The following is a 19,447-nucleotide window of genomic DNA, read 5'->3' as shown; positions in this document are numbered from 1 at the left end:
GATGACAGATGGGCGCTGGCCTGTTCTCGATTACGCAGCCGACAAGGCGATGATCGAGACGTGCCACGCCTATCTGCAAATTATCGGCAAGCTTCCCACCCGTGCGCGGGTCTGGACCAATCACGGGTGGCAGCTTGCCCTTCGCGTGACGCCGCGCGGCTTTCGCACCTACCCGGTGGCCGTCGGCGATCACGAAGCGGAATTGCTGTTCGATTGCCTCGCGAGCGAGGTAGTGCTTGAAACCTCCGCGGGATTCCGAGGCTCGGTTGCGCTCCATGGGCAGACGGTCGCCGAGCTTTTTCAGAGCCTAACGGGGCTTCTAAGGCGCGCTGGGATCGCGCCGGACATTGGCGGCTCGCCCAATGAGGTCGACCCCGCAGTCCCTTTCCAATCCGACGACCGCCCGCGTGACTGGGACGAGGGCGCACTGCGCCGCTTCCACGCCGCTTTCCGCAGCGCCGACCGGGTCTTCACGCACTTCCGCAGCTTCTTCGTCGGCAAGTCCAGTCCAAGCCATCTCTTCTGGGGCAGCTTCGACTTGGCCGTCACGCGCTTCTCCGGGAAAGAAGCCCCGCTCCACCCGGGCGGTGTTCCCAACCTGCCTGACCGTGCCACGCGCGAAGCCTATAGCCACGAGGTCGCCAGCGCCGGTTTCTGGTTAGGAGGCGGGGGGATCGAGGAAGCGGCTTTCTACGCCTACGGATATCCCACCCCTGATGGCATTGCGGAAGCTTCATTGGAGACTGACGGCGCGTACCGGGATGCGCAGCTTGGCGAATTCATCCTGCCTTATGCGGTAGTTGCGATGGCCGATGACCCGGACAAGGTGCTGATTGGTTTCCTGCATGAGACCTACGAAGCGATTGCGGAGCGCGCAGGCTGGGACAGGGCCGCGCTGGAGATACCCGGCGGACGATTGGGACGGCCCTATGATGTTGCCAAACTGAGGGATATGCGCGGATGACCGGAGGCCGCGACCGTGCTCGCCTTGCCGCATCGCACTGGGTCTGGCTGTTCGTGATCCTGCTTGTGTGGAGCGCGTTTGATTACTGGGACCATATCTCGCGTCCAGGATCGGTCTTTGCTCAGGCTCCGATAGCCTGGCTGGGGTTTACAGTCGCATCGTTCCTGACGTTGTTCGCGATTGCGCGCGTCGCTGCATGGGCGCTTGGCCGCTTTGGGCGCTTGCCTGAGCTCCCCGCGTCGACCCTCGGTATTCTGTTAGCGGTTGCAGTTCACCTGCTCATCGCTGGCCCATTGTGGGACCGGCTTTTCTGGATGGGGAGGCTGCAATTTGATGCGGTCCTCATGCCGGCATTCATCGCCGCGCTGCTTTATCTGTTCTACCGGGCAGTCTTTACACTGATCCAGCGCCTGATTGTCCCGCCGCGTAGCCGCGCATAGGCGCTGCTTCTATCCAAAAAGCCGCTGCGCCTCTTCGTCGATCGCGGCTATGACTTCGGCGGCGCTGGCATTGCTGCGGATAAGGCCGGTGCATTCGCCTACAGTTACGTGCGCTCGCGAATAGTCGCCGGTTGCAACGCCTTCTTTGTAGCGTGCAACTGCGGCAGCGGGGTCAGTGGCAAGCTTGTCGATGCGGCCTTCCCATTCGCGGTGGATCGCGTTTCTAAGAGCGCGGAAATCGAAATGGGCAGGCCAGTTCTTCTCGCGCAGGATATCGAACACTTTCGAGCGAGCTGAACCGTCTCCGCACGCGTTGATCGCCTCCGCAATCGCCGCATCGGGAGCAAGCGATTCCCGCGTTGCCCATAACCGCGACCCTACAAGCGCACCGTCTGCACCAAGCATGAGCGCAGCGGCCAGGCCGCGACCATCCGCTACGCCACCGGCAGCAAGCAGTTGAACGTGTGGCGCATGACCTGCAAGCCAGTCAGCGATCTCGGGCACGAGCGTGAAAGTGCCGCGACCGTCGAGGGCGTTCATGCCATGCCCGCCAGCCTCACCGCCTTGTGCGACGATTACATTGGCGCCCGCGTCGACGGCTTCGGGCAGTTGCGCGATCGTCTGGATCTGGCAGATCAGAGGCACATTGGCATCGGTGATCCGCCTCGCAATCGCGGTCGGGTCACCGAAAGAGAGCATGATAGCGGCAGGCTTTGCCGGACGCTCGAGCACCCAATCGAGCGCGGAGGCGTCCTCGTCCAGCTTCCAGGTGATGAACCCGCAGCCCAGTTTCGCCAGGGCGGTTGCATCGCCCGCCAGTCCATCTTCGGCGACGCTGTATTCGCGGCTCGTCCAGTCGAGATCGCCGTAGCTCCCGCCAATCAGCGCGAGCGCTCCTGCCTTTGCGCAGGCGGCGGCGAGCGATCCTCCTGTCGCGAATGCCATTGGGGCAAGCGCGATCGGAGTGGTGAGGCCGAAGCGTTTGGCAAACCGGCTCTCGCTCAACCGAGTGCTCATGGCGCAGTCTCATTCTCGCGCATGGCCATGATGTAATCGGTTAGCGCGTCGATCTCTTCCTCGACCAGCACGCCCTCCCATGGAGGCATGGCGTAGCTCATCCCGACCGCTTCGCCGCCACCCGAAATGGCAAGGCGAACATGGTCGCGGCTGCGCGTTGCGAATTCGTCCGAATGGAAGCTGATCGGTGCCGCGCCTGCATTTTCCAGCAAGGCTGCGGCGTCCGGTCCGTCGCCATAGCCGTTCTCACCGTGGCAACGCGCGCAATTGGTGACGTAGCTTTGACGGATTTCTAGCTCGGTCAGTGGCACAGCCTCTGCCGCCGCGGCCTGCCCTCCGCCGCCAATGCTCGCCTGAGCGCCCGCATCCTTGCGCACCAGTTCGACGATGGCGCCGTTTGGCGAGGAGGATGACCCCATCACCGTGATGAGGATGCGATCATCGGGTGTCTGGATCATCGAGGTGAAGCCGCGCTGCGCATATTTGTCAGCCTGCCCCAGCACCTCGACCTCTTCGGTCACCTCGTTGATGGCTGGCATCGCCCAGAACTTGCCCGAGTAATTGTCGCCAAACAAATATTTGCCATCGAGGGTGGGCCAGCGCGACCCGCGATAGACGATCCCGCCGATGACCGAACGATCATAGGCGGTGTGGCGATAAGTAAAAGCAGGGCCTTTCTGCTGGCCGTGGATGACCGGCGGCGGCGCGAAGGTGGTGTCTTCGCGGCCTTCGATGAAGGGGAACTGGTAGTTCATGCCCTTCTCGATCACGTTGACTTCCTCCCACACGGTCGAGCCGACCTCGCCTGCCCAGATCGAACCGTTGGCCGGGTCGAAGGCGAAGCGGAAGGGATTGCGAAGACCGATGGCGTAAAATTCTCCAAAGGCGTCCTCGCGCCCGGCGAAGGGATTGTCGAGCGGTATCGAATAGCCGCGCGATGCTCCGTTTTCAGGCTGGCGCAGGATCGGGCCTGAGACGTCGCCACCCTGATTGAGCACGTCGATCCTGAGGATGCCACCTGCAAGCGTCGTGTCGATGGTCTGATGGCTGTCCGCCATGTCGAGCTCGCCAATGGCGATGTAGAGCATGTCGTCAGGGCCGACCTCGACATGCCCGCCATTGTGATACTGCGTGGGCGGGCGGCCGATCTCGATCAGGTTCTGCTGGCTTGCAAGCACGGCTTCGGGATCGCCCGCGCCAAGATCGAAGCGCGCTAGGTAGTTGGTCTGAGCGTCTGTCTCGAAGCTGGTGAAATAGGCGTAGAGAAAACTGCGCCCTTCCTCGCCAAAGCGCGGGTCGAAATCAAAACCCATCGCACCGTTTTCGAGGTTCACCTCGCCCACCTGATCGGCGAAATCGACGAGCAATTCCTTGGTGCCGTTGTCAGGATAGCCGATGCGGTAGAGGCGTCCAGCGCGCTCGAGCACGACCATTTGGCCGGGTTCGCCCGGAACCATGCGGATCATAATCGGCTGAAGCAACTGGGTCTGCGTGTTGACCGGCACAGTGATCCAGTCGCCGTCAACCGAGACGTTCTGCTGTACGCGAAATTCCGCGACCGCATCGCGGAACTCCTGGCTCACGACATAGGCAACCGCTGCTGCGAGTGGAGCGATGGTCACGAGGATCGCCAGCCATGCGAGCGGGTTCTTGAGCGAGGTGAAGAGCGCGACGATAACTTCGCCAAGGCGCCCGATGACGCCCTTCTCGCGGTCGCCGCCGAAAACGGCATAACCGGCAACGAAAACCACGACGCCGACCAGAAACGCGCCCACGAGCAGGCGATGCGGGAAGACGCTCGCGCTCATGAGGAACAGCGTCAGGGATCCTGCGCCCCACGCCGTGCCCCACGCATAGACCTGAGCGGCTGTGCGGCGAGCGGTTTCGAACACACCCTGTTTTGCAAAAACAGCGACCAGCGAAAAGACGACAAGGCTTGCCCCCATCAGATAAGTCACCGTGTTGGCGAGATCGTCTCCCGAAAGCTCGACTTCGGGTAGCGGCAGCGCGAGGCGGATGAGCGCATGCGTCACGTCCACCAGCGCATAGCCCGCGCCCAGCGCCAGGCCTGCGATGACCACGCTGATCGCTACTCCGAGAATTCTTTGCATAAATACCCTTCAATGCGCGAAGCGAAGGTGCGCCGGTGAGGATGCACTGTTAACCGTGTTTTCGTAACAATTCGCCTAACTGTGAATCGACAAACGACACGTCTGCCAACCCCCTTTCTGCAAGATTTCTCCGAAACCATGACTTTGACTCTATTCACGCCAGTCCGGCGATGCGGCGTTTTTGCTGCCCTATCGCTTGCGCTGCCGGTCTCAGCCCAGGCGCAGGAAGAGGCGCCCGCAATCCTCGTCGAGGCCAACCTCGCCGATCCGGCGAGCGATGCGGGAGCGAGCGCAAAAGTGCTCGATGAGGATCGTCCGGGCGTGCGCGGCGCGGTTTCGGTCACCGAAGACCTGTCGCTGCTTCCCGGTGTCGTCGCGTTCGAGAAGGGCGGACCCGGGGCAGGCTCCTACGTCTCGATTCGCGGCGGCGAGCCCAATTTTGCACTGGTGACGATCAACGGCGTGCGGGTCGACGATCCGCTCAATTCGAGCGGCGGCGGGTTCGACTTCTCGCTGATCGACCCTGAGATCGTGCAGCGCATCGCGGTCGTCTCAGGCCCGCAATCGACCGCGTACGGCGCCGATGCATTGTCAGGTGTCATCGCGCTGGACGTCGGACCGCTCGGCACCGGCGCTTCGGCGCATGCCGGCATCGGGAGCGAGGGGCGCTATCGGTTCGGTGGATCACTGGGCGTAGAAGGCAATGCGGGCTCATTCGGCATCGCTGGCGGTTTTCTCGACAGCGACAATTTCGTGCCGGGCACTACGAGCGAGCGTTACTCGATCGCTGCCACGGCCTCGCCCGACCTTGGCGCGACTGTCAGCTTCGACCTGTTCGCCCTCATCGCGGGAAGCGATAGCGAGGGCTTTCCCGAAGATAGCGGCGGACCCCAGCTTGCTGTCATTGGCGAACTTGAGACCCGCGAGAGGCAACAGATTGCAGTGGGAGGCACGCTTGCTGCCGCGCTCGCGCCGGATCTCACCGCGCAGTTGAGGCTCGGCTACTCGCAAAGCGACCTTGAAACCGACGCGCCCGGCATCGCGCCCGGCGCGCTTGACGGCGTGCCGCCGATCGTTTCGGACAGCCAACTTGAGCGGTACGAGGCGGTGGCGAGCCTTACGCATCGCCCGGCTGACTGGCTCTCACTCGAGGTCGGCACCAGTTTTACGCGCGAAGATGGAGAGAGCACTGGCTCGCTCGATTTCGGCGTGCTGATTCCCACCGCATTCACCATCGAGCGCGATATGCCCGGCGTGTTCACAACGGTCACGATCGCGCCCGGATCGGGCGTGGAACTGAGCGGGGGCCTTCGCGTCGACTGGCCCGAAGATGCCTCGGCTCGCTGGACCCCGCGGGTGGGGGCAAGCGTTCCGGTCGGCGAAAACGGCGCGCGACTGTTTGCCAACTACGCGCGCGGTTTCAAGCGGCCCAGTCTGTTCGCGCTCGGCTTCCCGCTGATTGCCAATCCGGACCTTGAAGATGAACGCAGCGAGACTTTCGACGCGGGGGTCGAACTCGCCCCCGATGGCGAAGGCTGGTCGCTGACGGCTGCCTACTTCAACGCGACCTACCGCAACCTCGTCGATTTCGAGCCCGAGCTCTTCACCAACGTCAATCGTAGCCGCGTCGAGGTCCACGGCTTCGAAGCGGCGGGCACTTTGCAGATGGGAGAAGTGAGTGCGCGCGCGGCCCTGACCTATCAAACGACGAGCAGCGCCGACGGCGCTCAACTTCGTTTCCGGCCTGACTGGACCGGGCGACTTGCGATCCGCTGGCAGGCGCTCAGTACCCTCGCGATCACGCTCAACGGCGAGCTTTCAAGCAGCTTCGCAGATTCCTCGGTTCCAACCGGCTTTCTTCGCAATCCGGGCTTCGAGACGCTAGCGCTCGACGCAGAATGGCAAGCCAGCAAGAACGTCGCAATCTTCGGCGCACTGCGAAACCTTACCGACAGCGATTTCGAGCGGACGGTCGGTTTTCCAGAGCCGGGTCGAAATGTGTTCGTCGGGGTGCGAACGCGGTTCTGAACCACCGCGGCGCTAATCAGCCGTGCGCTTCGATGAATTCCTCGACAACCGGGGCCACCTTGGTGCGCCAGCGGCTGCCGTTGAAGATGCCGTAATGCCCGGCGCCCTCGGCCATGTAGTAGCGCTTCATGTCTTCGCTCAGCCCGGTTGCGAGCTTGAGCGCAGCCTTGGTCTGGCCGAGGCCCGAAATGTCATCGCGTTCACCCTCGATCGCGAGCAGAGCGGTGTCGGTGATCTGGGTCAGGTCGACGATCTCGCCCTTGTGCTCAAACGTGCCGTTGGGGATCGAGTGCTTCTGGAACACTTCCTCGACCGTCTGCAGATAGAATTCCGCGGTCATGTCGCACACGGCGCGATATTCGTCGTAGAATCTCTTGGTCGCCTGCGCGCTCTCGTCATCGCCTGCGGTGAGGTGTTTGAACATCTCCCAATGGCTCATCATGTGACTTTGCAGGTTCATGCTCATGAACGCATTCAGCTGCATGAAGCCGGGATAGACCATGCGTCCAGCGCCGCGATATTGCATCGGGACGCGCGCGATGACCGAGGTGCGGAACCACTCGATCGGGCGGTTCATGGCGTGGTCGTTGACGGTAGTCGGGCTTTCGCGGGTGTCGATGGGGCCGCCCATCATCGTAAGCGTCTTGGGTGTCGCGGGCGACTTGTGCTGATTGAGGAGCGCGGTGGTCGCAAAAGCAGGCACGCTCGGCTGGCACACGGCGAGCATATGCGGGCGCTGACCCGGTTCGACCTGCTCGATATATTCGAGGAACTCGCTGAGGTAGTCGATATAGGTGTCGAGATCGAAATGCCCTTCGTGCAGCGGCACCGTCTTCGCGTCCGCCCAGTCGGTGATGTAGACCTCGTATTTCTGGAGCATCCGTTTGACCGTGCCGCGCAGCAGGGTCGCATAGTGCCCGCTCATCGGGGCAACGATCAGCAGTTTGGACCGCTTGTCGTCGACGCCGTCGAGGCGGAACCGCTTCAGGTCGCCGAACGGTCGATTGAGCACCGTTGCTTCGATCACCGACATGGTCTTTCCGTCGACATCGACCTCGGTGATCCCAAAAGCGGGCTTGCCATAATGAGCCGTCGCATGGGCCAACACGTCGAGTGCGTTAGCCGCGATGCCGCCAATGCCCCAATAGCTCATCGGGTTGGCCGGGCTCGCCAGCATTTCAGAGCTCATCGAAGCGAGCGAGCTCACCGAATTCATCCAGCTGCGTTGCAGTTCGTAGGCTTGGTAAAGCATGTGCGTTCCCTGTTGCGGCCTTCGAGAAAGGCCTGCCGCGCGTTCTGAGCCCGCAGCTGTGCTATCGGTGTGTGAGATGGGCCTTACCCGCTAATGGTGCAATGCACAATTAATCTCAATCCAGCAGCCCGAGGCGCTCTCATGTGCTTTTTGCACGTGAAATTTGCTGGATGGGTGGCTAGATGGGGCCAGCTATGAGCGGGGAAGTATCCGAAATCTCGTCCGATGAAGTCGCAGGCGACGTCGAAAACGCAGCCGCGACGAAGAAATCGCGCTCGCTCGCGCCCTTGCGCATGGTCTATCGCGAGGCGGGCAAATACCCTGCACAGATCGGCTACGCGCTTGCCGCGCTGACTGTCACCGCGCTTGCGACGCTGGCTATTCCGTGGCGCTTCAAGGTCATCATTGACGATGCATTTGGCGGCACGGCCGGCCCCGAAGAGATCGCGCACGCGTTTCAGTACTTGCTTATGATCGTCGTGATCCTCGGAATCGGTACGGCGGCGCGGTTCTATTTCGTAAGCTGGATTGGTGAGCGCGTGGTCGCCGATATTCGCCTTAAAGTTCAGCAGAATCTGCTGCGCCTGTCGCCCGGTTTCTATGAAGAGAACAGTCCCAAGGAAATATCGAGCCGCATGACATCGGACACCGCGATCATCGAGACGGTCGTGGGCACGACGGTCTCGGTTGCTTTGCGCAACACGCTGACCGGTATCGGCGGGATTGCGCTGCTGCTCTATCTCGCGCCGACGCTGACGCTGGGCCTTTTGATCGGCATTCCGCTGGTGATTGCACCCATCGTTTTCTTCGGCCGCAAGATCCGCAGCGTCTCGCGCTCGAGCCAGGACCGCGTGGCCGATGTGGGCGCTTACGTCACCGAAGTGCTTTCCGCGATGAAAGTGGTCCAGAGCTTTGGACAGGAAAAGCGCGAAGGAGACCGCTTCGGCGGCGTGGTCGAACGGACATTTGACACCGCGAGAAAGCGCATCGCCCTTCGCGCCGGAATGACCTCGATCGTCATTCTGCTGATTTTCGGCGGTATCACGCTGGTCATGTGGCGCGGCGCGCTTGCCGTCTCGGAAGGCGCGATCAGCGGCGGCACAATCGCCGCGTTTGTGCTGACGGGGGGTCTTGTCGCGGGCGCGTTCGGATCGCTTACGGAAGTCTATGGAGACCTTTTGCGCGGAGCAGGCGCGGCAAGCCGTCTGGCAGAATTGCTCGAAGCACGGCCCGCTATCGCAGCTCCGGCGCGTCCCGAAAGCCTGCCCGTGCCGCCGCGCGGTTCGCTCTCCTTCCGCAATGTGACTTTCCGCTATCCCGCAAGGCCAGAGACGCCAGCCCTCAAGGATTTCAGCCTCGAGATCGAACCGGGCGAGACCGTCGCCATCGTCGGACCGTCCGGTGCAGGCAAGTCGACCCTTTTCCAGCTGGTCGAGCGATTTTATGACCCGCAGGTCGGCACAATCCGGCTCGACGGGGTCCCGCTCACCAAGGCGGACCCTGCAGAGATTCGCGATCGGATTGCCTTCGTCCCGCAGGACGGCGTGCTGTTCAGCGCGGATGCTCGCGACAACCTTCGCTATGGCCGCTGGGATGCGAGCGAAGAGGAAATCTGGGAAGCCGCACGCGCAGCAAACGCGCATGAGTTCCTGAAAGCGCTGCCCGCCGGCCTCGACACTTATCTCGGCGAAGGCGGCACGCAGCTATCTGGTGGCCAGCGCCAGCGCGTGGCTATCGCTCGCGCGCTGCTTCGCGATGCGCCGATTTTGTTGCTCGACGAAGCCACCAGCGCGCTGGACGCTGAAAGCGAGCAGCTTGTGCAGCAGGCACTGGACGAGCTGATGAAGGATCGCACGACTCTGGTCATCGCCCACCGCCTTGCGACCGTGCGCGCTGCCGATCGGATTATCGTGCTCGATAATGGCGAAATCGCAGAGCAAGGCACGCATGCAGAGCTGACCGCCGCTGGCGGGCTTTATGCTCGGCTGGCCTCGCTCCAGTTCGCCGCCGAAGCCGCGTAATATCTTCGCCCTAAGACGCCGGGCGCGGGCCATCCGGCCCGCTTGGCTTCCTCGCATAAGCTCGGCCGCGCAGTCGCGCTTGCAACGCGTGCGGCGCCGTGAGTTCGAGCAAACTTTCGACAAAGCGCGGCCTCGCGGCGACGAGATGCATCCTTGATGCGCGAGATGCGCTAGACGAGCGTCCGGGGAACAACTGAACATTTTTGACCAACGGGGACCAATATGATCCGCACAGCCAAGCTCCTGCTTGCATCCACCGCCACATTCGCGCTTTCGAGCGCGGCTCTTGCCCATGACGAAGGCCATGCCGAACACGTCCTGATCGAGGCTCACGAAGACGCCTCCGCCAGCGAGAGCAGCGCGCCGACAATGGATTTCGGCACCTGGGGCGTCGGCCTTCAGACCATCGACCAGAACGTCGATCCGGGCGATGACTTCAATGCCTACGTCAACGGCAAGTGGATCGCGGCCAACGAAATCCCCGCCGACCGCCAGCGTTACGGCGCGTTCGACATGCTTCGCGAAGGCTCGATCAACGATGTCCGCGAACTGGTGAACACTCTGGTCGCTTCGAATCCGGCCGAGGGCACGCAGGCGCGCCGTATCGTCGATGCCTACAACGCCTTCATGGATGTCAAGGCTATCGACGCAAGCGGCCTCGCACCCGCACAGCCTTACCTGCAGGAAATTTTCGAAGCCGAGGATCTTGAAGCTCTGACCGCGCTCTTTGGCAAGCCGGGCTATCCTTCCCTCGTGAGCGCTGGCGTCACCATCGATGCGCGCAACCCGACGCAATATGTCGTCGGTATCGGCTTCGACGGCATGGGCCTTCCCGACCGTGACTATTATCTCGTCGACAGCGAGAGCAATCTCGAGATCCGCGAGAAGTACAAGGCGCTGCTCGCAACCGTGCTTGGCCAGGCAGGCTATGCTGACCCCGTCGCTGCCGCCGAAGCGGTCTATGCTTTCGAAGCCAAGGTCGCCGAAATCGAATGGGCTCGTCAGATTTTTCGCAAGCCGACGCTGACCTATAACGAGCTTTCGCCTGAAGACCTCGCCGGTTACGCGGGCGACTTCCCGATCGACACGCTGCTTGCCTCCGCTCAGCTTGAGGGCCAGCCGCGCTTTCTTGCTGCGCAGATTCCGCCGACCGAGGAAGAGCTCGAAGCAGCCGAGCTGACCGATGAGCAGCGCACCATGATCGGCGGCGGCCTACCGGCGATGATGGAACTTCTCACCGAGACGCCGCTCGCCACGCTCAAGGCCTTCATGACCGCGCAGTTCCTCGGCAATAACGCCGCGGTCCTGTCGAGCGAGCTCGACGAGGCGGTGTTCGACTTCTACGGGCGCACCATCAACGGCCAGGAAGAGCAGCAGGAACGCTGGAAGCGCGCGATCTCGGTGGTCGAAAGCTCGCTCGGCGAACAGCTTGGCGCTCTTTACGTCGAGAAACACTTTCCCGAAACCAGCAAGGCCCGGATGGACGAGCTTGTCGCCAATCTCGGCAAGGCCATGAACGCGGCCCTCGACGACAACGAGTGGATGACCGCTGCGACCATCGAGCAGGCACGCGAGAAGCTCAACGGCTTCGTCCCGATGATCGGCTATCCCGACGAATTCGAGACCTATGACGGCCTCACCATCGTCGCTGACGATCCGCTCGCCAACCGCATGGCGACCGCCAAGTGGAACGACGAGGACTCGCGCTCGCGCCTCGGCACCGAGGTCGACCCGACCGAATGGGGCATGACGCCGCAGACGGTGAACGCGTATTATTCGCCGCTCACCAACCGCATCGTCTTCCCCGCTGCGATCCTTCAGCCGCCGTTCTTCAACGCCGAAGCAGATCCGGCGGTGAACTATGGCGGCATCGGCGCAGTGATCGGTCACGAGATCGGCCACGGCTATGACGACCAGGGGTCGCAATTCGATGCAACCGGCACATTGCGCAACTGGTGGCAGGACGAGGACCGCGAAGGCTTCGTCAAGTTCACCCGCGCCATGGGAGAATTCATCGAGGCCTATTGCCCGGTCGAAGGTTCGGAAGGCCCTGAATGCCTTCGCGCCGGTCAGTCGATGGGTGAAACGCTTGGCGACGTGGTCGGTCTGCAGATGGCCTACCGCGCGTACAAGATGAGCCTCAATGGCGAGGAAGCTCCGGTGATCGACGGCCTGACCGGCGACCAGCGTTTCTTCCTTGGTTACGCGCAGATCTGGCGCGGGATGGAGCGCGAGGAGAGCCTGCGCAACCGCGTAATGACCGCGAACCACCCTCCGGGTGAATTCCGCCTCAACAATGCGGTGCGTCACACCGATGCATGGTACGAAGCGTTTAACGTCTCCGAGGATGACGAGCTGTACCTGCCGCCCGAAAAGCGCGTGAAGATCTGGTAAAACTGGGCGCACAGCCCTTTCGCAAATTGACATGGCCCGCGCTTCATTCATGGAGTGCGGGTCATGACGTTTTTGCAGCTTCTCATCATCGCGGTAGTTCAGGGGATCACCGAGTTCCTGCCGATTTCCTCGTCGGGGCACCTGATCCTGATCCCCTACCTTACCGACTTTTCCGATCAGGGTCCCCTGATCGACGTGGCGGTGCACGTGGGTTCGCTGCTCGCGATCATGGTCTATTTTTTCAAGGATGTCGTAGTCCTTGCACGCGGCGGCTTTGCGACAATCGGGATCGGCGCAGACCGGCCCGAAGCGCCCGCAGAAAAGCGTCTCTTGTGGTGGATCGTGCTCGGCACCATCCCCGCCGTTGCATTCGGGCTGTCGATCAAGCTTGGCCTTTTCAACGATTTCGCGACCTCGATGTTCGGGATCGAGATCGTCGACGGCGACTTGATGAGCTCGATCCGCTTCACCGACCTCATCGCCTTCAACCTGATTTTTTACGGCGTGCTGCTTGGCCTCGCCGACTGGCTGGGCAAGGAAGTGAAGGTGTTCGAGGACATGACCTGGCGCGACGGCCTACTGGTCGGGATTGCTCAGGCGCTTGCGATCATTCCGGGCACTTCGCGTTCAGGGGTCACCATGACGGCGGCGCGGTTCCTTGGCTTCAAGCGGGTGGAAGCGGCGCGTTTTTCGTTTCTTCTCTCGATCCCGGCGGTCGCGGGGGCGGGTGTGCTGATCGTGCCCGAGATTTTCGAGGCTGGGACCGAGCTGGCGTTCGATGCGCTGATCGCCGGGGTGCTGACCTTCATCTCGGCCTTCCTGACGATGGCGTTCCTGATGAACTTCCTCAAACGCGCCTCAATGCTGGTTTTCGTGCTCTACCGGGTGGCGATGGGCTGCGCGCTGCTATACTTCTTCTAGCTGGAGGAATTCGACGCCATGGCGCTCATATTGCTGTTCATCATCGGAGTGCTTGCCGGCTGGTTCGCCTCGATCATCGCCCGCACCGAAGAGCGCGGCGCAATCTTGAGGCAGATCGGCATTGGCCTGGTGGTAAGCCTGGTCGTGGGTCTTCTGGCGAACAGCGGGACGTTCCTGGGCAGCCTCGGCTGGATCGGGGCAGGCGCCGCGATCCTTGCAAGCGCGGCGGCGCTTGGCGGCTACCACTATTACTTGCGGCGAAACGCTGAAGTTTAAATCGCTTTGGCGCCTGAACCCCGGCCACCGCGCAGCCAGTATTCCTGCGTCCCACGTTTCACCACATTGTCGACGTCGATGATCGCTGAATTGGCATAGGTAAAGTTGGGACCAAGGCTGCGATAGAGCCGGTCGAAATCGCGCTCCACCGTCTGTCGGTAGAGGTCCTCGAAGCTCTCAATCACGAAATAGGTCGGTTGCAGGTCGCTGATGACGTAATCTGTGCGCATCACCCGGTCGACGTTGAGCATGATGCGGTTGGGGCTCTCGGCTTCGACGGCGAACTTCGCCTCAGTCGGGCCTGACAGGATACCGGCGCCATAGGCCTTGATGCCGTCATCTTCCTCGATCAGCCCGAATTCGACCGTGTACCAGTAGAGCGCGCCAAGCGCTTTCAGCCGGTTGTAGCGCATCGCCTTCCACCCGGCGCGGCCATATTCCTGCATGTAATCGGCATAGACCGGGTCGGTCAGCATCGGGACGTGGCCGAAGACATCGTGGAATACGTCAGGCTCCTGAATGTAGTCGAATGTCTCGCGCGTGCGGATGAAGTTGCCCGCCGGGAAACGGCGGTTTGCAAGATGCCAGAAGAATACGTGATCCGGGATCAGCATCGGCACCGGGACGACGCTCCACCCCGTCAGCTTGTCCAGTTCTTCCGAAAGCTGGCCGAACTCGGGAATGCCACCGCGCGAGAGGTCTAGCTTATCGAGGCCTGCCATAAAGGCGCTCGCCGCACGGCCCGGAAGTACGTCCATCTGGCGCGTAAAAAGCTCGTCCCAGATCGCGTGGTCGTCGCTCGAATAGTGCGCTTGCTCCGGCTCCAGCCAGTCTTCGCCGAGATGAGCCGGACGGCGCAAAGGCGCGGTGAAAACCTCGTCCGATAGCTCGGGCAGGCGGGTAAAGTCGGTTTCCGGGTCAGCGAGGGTAGCCATGATGTCGCATATGATACTACCACCGCCTTGTAACAACAACCGAGGCGAGGAAACCTATGGGCCTGAAGGGCAAGGAATACCGCAATCTGCTTGAGCCCATGACCGAAGAGCTGGTTGCTATGGCGCGCTGGGCGAGGGTGGCGGGACAGCGCATCGTCGTGATCTTCGAAGGACGCGACACGGCGGGCAAGGGCGGGGCGATCCGGGCCGTTCGTGACAAGCTCAACCCGCGCCAATGCCGCACAGTGGCTCTTGGCAAGCCGACCGATGACGAGCGCGGCCAATGGTATTTCCAACGCTACGTCGATCACCTTCCGACGACAGGCGAAATCGTTCTGTTTGACCGGTCCTGGTACAACCGTGCCGGCGTCGAACGCGTGATGGGCTACTGCACCGAGGAGGAAGCCGAGGCGTTTCTCGAAGCGGCTCCGGTCTTTGAGAAGATGCTCACCGACGATGGTATCCTGCTCTTCAAGTACTGGCTCACAACCGATCAGGACAAGCAAGAGGAGCGGCTGCGCGAGCGGCTGGAAGACCCGCTCAAGCGCTGGAAGCTTTCGCCCGTCGATCTGGCCGCGCGCGAGAAATACGATGCTTACACCAATGCGCGCGAGGCGATGCTGCGCGCGACGCATAGGGACAACGCCCCTTGGACGCTGGTTGACTTCAATGACCAGAAGCGCGGGCGGCTGACGCTGATCCGCGACCTGCTCGACCGTCTGCCCGATACCTATTGCGAGCCTCCGGCAATCGACTTTCCCAAACTTGGCCGCGAGCCTGAACAGGAAAGCTACGCCGTGCTTGAGCCGATCGAGAACTTCCCGATTGATTGACAAAAGGTCTCTGACGATATAAATATGATATCATAATTATATCGCAATCAACAGGAGGCCCTCGCATGTCCGACACCCCATCCCCTCAATCGGCTCAGGCCGCAGCGCCTCGCGTGCCCAGCGTCGAAAGCAAAGCCAGCAGCTACAATGGATACGCCATGCTGGTCGTGCTCTTCGCGACGCTGCTAATTCCCGCGCTGCTGATCGCTGCGATGCCCGTGCCCGACATGGTGGTCACCAGTCTCGTTGGCGGCGGCCTCGCTCTGACATTTGTCGCGCTCGGCTTTTTCATGATCCAGCCAAACCAGTCAGCCGTCATCACCATGTTCGGCGAATATCGCGGCACCGTGCGCAAGGAAGGGCTTCACTGGGTCTGGCCCTGGATGATGCGTAAGAAGGTCAGCGTTCGTGCGATCAACATTCACTCCGACAAGGTCAAGATCAACGACCTGCGCGGCAACCCGATCGAGGTCGCCTGCAACGTCGTGTGGCGCGTCAAGGATACCGCGCAGGCAGTGTTCGACGTCGACGATTACAAGGAGTTCGTGAACATCCAGATCGAAGCGGGACTTCGCACCGTGGGCGCGCGCCACCCCTATGACGACATGTCCGACGAAGACGAAACAACGCTGCGCGGCAGCGCCGATGTCGTGAACTCCGAGCTGCGCACCGAGCTCAATGAACGGCTCGAGGTCGCCGGGATCGAAGTCGACGAAGCGGGTCTTACCCACCTTGCCTATGCCTCGGAAATCGCCGGGGCGATGCTGCGCCGCCAGCAGGCCGATGCGGTGATCGCTGCACGCAAGAAAGTCGTGATCGGGGCGGTCTCGATGGTCGAAGACGCGCTCGAAAAGCTCTCGAAGGACGGCGTTGTCGAGCTCGACGAAGAGCGCAAGGCGGCGATGGTTTCGAACCTCATGGTGGTCCTGTGCGGCGACCGCGAGGCGCATCCGGTCGTCAACACCGGAACGCTTTACCAGTAACGCGAGAACACCTGAGGAGGCAGCCATGGCTGCACCCAAAAAGAAAGCCTTTGCCCTCCGGCTCGACCCAGCGGTGCACGCAGCGGTCGAGCGGCTGGCGGGGGCCGAATTGCGCTCTGCCAATGCACAGATAGAAATGCTCCTGCGCGAGGCACTGGAGCATCGCGGGATCGACGTGCGGCAGTCTGAGCAGCCCCGGCGGGGTCGTCCGCCCAAGGAGGATTGAGATGAAGAAAACCCTTTGCACGCTCGCGGCTGCGAGCCTCGCGACAAGCATTGCCGCATCGGAGCCTGTGGCCGTAACCGCACCGGGACCGGAGGGCGAACTTGCGGGCACGCTCATCGCCCCTGAAGAGGGCAAGCCTCTTGTCCTGATCGTACCGGGGTCTGGCCCGACCGACCGCGATGGAAACAATCCGATGGGCGTCACGGCAGCAAGCTATCGTCTGCTTGCGGAAGCTCTGGCAGAGCGCGGCATTGGTTCGCTGAGGATCGACAAGCGCGGCATGTTCGGGAGCAAGGCCGCAATCCCTGACCCCAATGATGTGACGATTGGCGGCTATGCCGATGACGTTGCCGCGTGGGCTCAAGTGGCGAAGAGCGAGACGAGTGTGGAATGCGTCTTCGTGCTGGGCCACAGCGAAGGCGGTCTCGTCACGCTCGCGGCTGCGCAGGAAGCGGGCGATCTGTGCGGCATCTTGCTGGTGGCATCGGTTGGTCGACCTCTGGGCGATACGCTGCGCGAACAGCTTCAATCCAATCCGGCCAATGCGGTCGTGCTGGACGAAGCCTTCGCCGCCATCGACAAGCTCGAAGCGGGCGAGCGGGTCGATACGCAGGACATGCATCGCGGGCTGCTGCCGCTGTTCAATCCGGCCGTGCAGGGCTTCCTGATCGACATGTTCGCTCGCAATCCGGCCGAGCTGGCAGCCTCGGTGGAGGTGCCCATGCTGATCGTCGCAGGAGGCAAGGATATCCAGACCCCCGTGAGTGACGCGGAGGCTCTGGCCGAAGGACAACCCGAGGCAAAACTCGTCGTGATTGAAGACATGAACCACGTTCTAAAGGCGGTCGAGGGGGACACGCGCCTCGCCAATATGGCCACCTACAGCGACAGCTCGCTTCCGATCCACCCAGAGCTGGTCGAGGCGGTTGTGGCTTTCGTGGAAGAACCGGGCATCTAGAGCGCGGCGCTGGCCTTCATGACCTGACGCCCATCACGGGCAAATGCGCCGAGTTCGAAACCCTCATCGCTGTCTCGCATCGCCAGAAACAGCAGGTCACCGGCAATCGCTGGCGACACACCGCGAAAGGCGAAGCGCCGCAGGCGGTTTTCGCCAAGCTCGCTCGCCGCAAGCTGGAGGAGCAGGCTCGCCGTAAGCGGGCCGTGAACAACCAGCCCGCGATACCGCTCAACACCGCGCGCATAGGGCGCATCGTAATGGATGCGGTGGGTGTTGAAGGTGAGGGCCGAATACCGGAACAAGAGGCGCGGGTCCGGCGTAAGCGCGCGAACGGTTCGCCATGCCTCCTTGTCGAAATGACCGCTTTCCGGCTCGGGCGGGGTAAGCGGTGCATCATGCGCGGCGGCATCGCGGTAAACCAGCGTCTGCATTTCGCGCACCGATCGCGTGCCATTGGCCTTCGTTTCATGCTCAACTTCGACGAAGGCGAGCTTGCCCGATCCGCCCTCCTTCTCCTTGATCGAAGCGACGCGGCTCGTCCGCTCGACCACAGCGCCAATGGCAATGGGAGCGATGAATTCGATCGCGCTCGATGCCCACATGCGGCGCGGCCCCGAAACGAACTGGGAAAAGGGGGGAGGAAGCTGCTCTCGCTTTCGTCGCGCGCCGGATGGCCATCTTCGCCAAGTGTGCCGGTTGGTGCATCGGGCGTGCACAGCGCGAAATGGATGCCCTGCGGCATGATTGCAGGGCTTGGCATCGGGAGGTCGAAGGTCGCAAGCCAACGTGCAGCAAGTGCTTCGTCGAGACGGTCCGTAGCCCGAACCTCGCGCCCGATCCATTGCTCAAAGTTCATGCTGCTCGCTCGAAGACCGCAGCGATACCCTGGCCGCCCCCGATGCACATGGTTTCAAGTCCAAAGCGCGCCTCGCGGCGGTGCATTTCGGCGGCCATGTCAGCGAGGATACGCCCGCCGGTCGCACCGATGGGGTGCCCCAGCGAGATCCCCGAGCCATTGACGTTGAGTATCTCGCGGCGGCTGTCATCGCCGCTCCAGCCCCAGCCTTTGAGCACCGCGAGAACCTGCGGTGCGAAGGCTTCGTTGAGTTCGACAAGGTCGATATCGTCCCAGCTGTAGCCGCGCCGCTCGAACAGGCGCTCGACCGCGGGGACCGGTCCGATCCCCATGCGCGAGGGGTCGCAGCCCGCAGCCGCCCATCCCCCGAACCAAAGCGAAGGGGTAAGCCCCAGCTCCGCAAGCTTGTCCTCTGCCACCACGAGGCAAGCCGCTGCGGCATCATTCTGCTGGCTTGCATTGCCGGCCGTGACGATCGCGTCGGGATCGCGTTTGAGGTCAATGGCGCGCAGCTTGCCGAGCGTCTCCATCGAAGCATCGGCGCGGTATCCCTCGTCGCGCTCGAACATCACTGGATCGCCGCGGCGCTGAGGGACTTCGACCGGCACGAGATGATCGTCAAACTTGCCCGCATCCCAAGCGGTCGCTGCGTTCTGGTGCGACCGCACCGCGTAGGCGTCGGCATCCTCGCGGGTGATATCGTAATCCTTGGCGAGGTTTTCGGCGGTTTCGATCATGCCGGTGATGATGCCGAAGCGCTCGATCGGCTGGCTCATCAAGCGCCCGCGCGAGAGGCGGTCATGCAGAGTGATGTCGCCCATCCGCGCGCCGCCGCGCCCTTGCAGCGTGTAGTGCTCGACATTGGACATGCTCTCGCAGCCGCCTGCGACCACCACGTCGGCCATACCGGTTTCGACCATCATCGCCGCATTGGCGACTGCCTGAAGGCCCGACCCGCACCGGCGATCCAGCTGGTAGCCAGGCACTTCGAGCGGCAGTCCAGCCGCAAGCCAGGACCAGTGCCCGATGGCGGGGGCTTCGCCATTTCCGTAGCCTTGCGAAAAGACGACATCGTCGACGCGCTCCGGATCGATGCCTGATCGCTCGACCAGTGCCTTTAGGATAATTGCGCCGAGTTCGCCTGCGTTGAGACTCGACAACCCGCCGAGGAACTTGCCTACGGGCGTGCGCAGGGGCGATACGATGGCGGCTCTTCTGGTCATGCCTTGGTC

Annotated in this window: 17 protein-coding genes; 11 read left to right on the top strand and 6 right to left on the bottom strand. The window is 62.3% G+C overall.

All coding sequences use genetic code 11. The features are described 5' to 3' along the window. Position 1: 1 nt before the first annotated feature. Together AC0V6T_RS13495 and AC0V6T_RS13490 are read left to right on the top strand one after the other, a co-directional pair. Positions 2-964, top strand: a complete 963-nt coding sequence (locus tag AC0V6T_RS13495) for a DUF5996 family protein (protein WP_486127673.1) — start codon at positions 2-4, stop codon at positions 962-964. Continuing rightward, complete coding sequence (locus AC0V6T_RS13490) at positions 961-1,404, top strand: hypothetical protein (protein WP_486127671.1); 444 nt, start codon at positions 961-963, stop codon at positions 1,402-1,404. Before AC0V6T_RS13495 ends, AC0V6T_RS13490 begins: the two co-directional genes overlap by 4 nt. 9 nt (positions 1,405-1,413) lie before the next feature. Here the strand turns inward: AC0V6T_RS13490 and AC0V6T_RS13485 are convergent, their stop codons facing one another. Both AC0V6T_RS13485 and AC0V6T_RS13480 read right to left on the bottom strand, forming a co-directional pair. Continuing rightward, positions 1,414-2,421, bottom strand: a complete 1,008-nt coding sequence (locus AC0V6T_RS13485; RefSeq protein ID WP_486127669.1) for an NAD(P)H-dependent flavin oxidoreductase — start codon at positions 2,419-2,421, stop codon at positions 1,414-1,416. Beyond that, the gene (locus AC0V6T_RS13480; protein ID WP_486127667.1) at positions 2,418-4,532 is read right to left on the bottom strand and encodes a PQQ-dependent sugar dehydrogenase; all 2,115 of its coding nucleotides are present in this window, start codon (positions 4,530-4,532) and stop codon (positions 2,418-2,420) included. The genes AC0V6T_RS13485 and AC0V6T_RS13480 overlap by 4 nt, the downstream gene beginning before the upstream one ends. A 138-nt stretch (positions 4,533-4,670) precedes the next feature. On the opposite strand from AC0V6T_RS13480, the gene AC0V6T_RS13475 reads away from it, so the two are divergent. After that, positions 4,671-6,560, top strand: coding sequence for a TonB-dependent receptor plug domain-containing protein (locus AC0V6T_RS13475; protein ID WP_486127665.1), 1,890 nt, complete (start codon positions 4,671-4,673; stop codon positions 6,558-6,560). A 16-nt stretch (positions 6,561-6,576) separates the two neighbouring features. On the opposite strand, the gene AC0V6T_RS13470 is transcribed toward AC0V6T_RS13475, so the two are convergent. Continuing rightward, complete coding sequence (locus AC0V6T_RS13470) at positions 6,577-7,812, bottom strand: polyhydroxyalkanoate depolymerase (protein ID WP_486127663.1); 1,236 nt, start codon at positions 7,810-7,812, stop codon at positions 6,577-6,579. Positions 7,813-8,006: 194 nt separating this feature from the next. Here AC0V6T_RS13470 and AC0V6T_RS13465 point away from each other — a divergent pair, with 194 nt between their 5' ends. From AC0V6T_RS13465 to AC0V6T_RS13450, 4 genes are all read left to right on the top strand, one after another. Next, positions 8,007-9,833, top strand: coding sequence for an ABC transporter transmembrane domain-containing protein (locus AC0V6T_RS13465; RefSeq protein ID WP_486127661.1), 1,827 nt, complete (start codon positions 8,007-8,009; stop codon positions 9,831-9,833). Positions 9,834-10,055: 222 nt separating this feature from the next. After that, entirely contained in the window at positions 10,056-12,227 is a 2,172-nt protein-coding gene (locus AC0V6T_RS13460) for a M13 family metallopeptidase (protein WP_486127659.1), read from the top strand. 63 nt (positions 12,228-12,290) lie between these two features. Then, positions 12,291-13,148 carry an undecaprenyl-diphosphate phosphatase gene (locus AC0V6T_RS13455; protein ID WP_486127657.1) on the top strand — a complete coding sequence of 286 codons (858 nt, stop codon included), beginning with the start codon at positions 12,291-12,293 and terminating at the stop codon, positions 13,146-13,148. Between the two features lie 18 nt (positions 13,149-13,166). Beyond that, the gene (locus AC0V6T_RS13450; RefSeq protein WP_156777282.1) at positions 13,167-13,424 is read left to right on the top strand and encodes a hypothetical protein; all 258 of its coding nucleotides are present in this window, start codon (positions 13,167-13,169) and stop codon (positions 13,422-13,424) included. Here AC0V6T_RS13450 and phhA read toward each other — a convergent pair. Further along, positions 13,421-14,359: a phenylalanine 4-monooxygenase gene (phhA, locus tag AC0V6T_RS13445; protein WP_486127655.1), complete on the bottom strand. Its 939-nt coding sequence runs from the start codon at positions 14,357-14,359 to the stop codon at positions 13,421-13,423. The two genes, AC0V6T_RS13450 and phhA, sit on opposite strands and share 4 nt — an antisense overlap. Before the next feature lie 56 nt (positions 14,360-14,415). On the opposite strand from phhA, the gene ppk2 reads away from it, so the two are divergent. The 4 genes from ppk2 to AC0V6T_RS13425 all read left to right on the top strand — a co-directional run bounded on the left by ppk2 (position 14,416) and on the right by AC0V6T_RS13425 (position 17,359). Next, positions 14,416-15,192 carry a polyphosphate kinase 2 gene (gene ppk2 / locus AC0V6T_RS13440; RefSeq protein ID WP_486127653.1) on the top strand — a complete coding sequence of 259 codons (777 nt, stop codon included), beginning with the start codon at positions 14,416-14,418 and terminating at the stop codon, positions 15,190-15,192. 65 nt (positions 15,193-15,257) lie between these two features. Then, entirely contained in the window at positions 15,258-16,175 is a 918-nt protein-coding gene (locus AC0V6T_RS13435; protein WP_486127651.1) for an SPFH domain-containing protein, read from the top strand. Positions 16,176-16,200: 25 nt separating this feature from the next. Then, positions 16,201-16,401, top strand: a complete 201-nt coding sequence (locus tag AC0V6T_RS13430; RefSeq protein ID WP_486127649.1) for a type II toxin-antitoxin system antitoxin — start codon at positions 16,201-16,203, stop codon at positions 16,399-16,401. 1 nt (position 16,402) lies between these two features. Continuing rightward, complete coding sequence (locus AC0V6T_RS13425) at positions 16,403-17,359, top strand: alpha/beta hydrolase (protein WP_486127647.1); 957 nt, start codon at positions 16,403-16,405, stop codon at positions 17,357-17,359. Here AC0V6T_RS13425 and AC0V6T_RS13420 read toward each other — a convergent pair. Together AC0V6T_RS13420 and AC0V6T_RS13415 are read right to left on the bottom strand one after the other, a co-directional pair. After that, positions 17,356-17,961, bottom strand: coding sequence for an HTD2 family dehydratase (locus tag AC0V6T_RS13420; protein WP_486127645.1), 606 nt, complete (start codon positions 17,959-17,961; stop codon positions 17,356-17,358). The two genes, AC0V6T_RS13425 and AC0V6T_RS13420, sit on opposite strands and share 4 nt — an antisense overlap. 250 nt (positions 17,962-18,211) lie before the next feature. Next, complete coding sequence (locus AC0V6T_RS13415; RefSeq protein ID WP_486127643.1) at positions 18,212-19,438, bottom strand: acetyl-CoA C-acetyltransferase; 1,227 nt, start codon at positions 19,436-19,438, stop codon at positions 18,212-18,214. Positions 19,439-19,447 lie beyond the last annotated feature (9 nt).

Source organism: Erythrobacter sp. S158 (genome assembly GCF_057364915.1).
The sequence above is the reverse complement of the archived record's forward strand: the minus strand, read 5'-3'. Positions and strand labels throughout refer to the sequence as shown.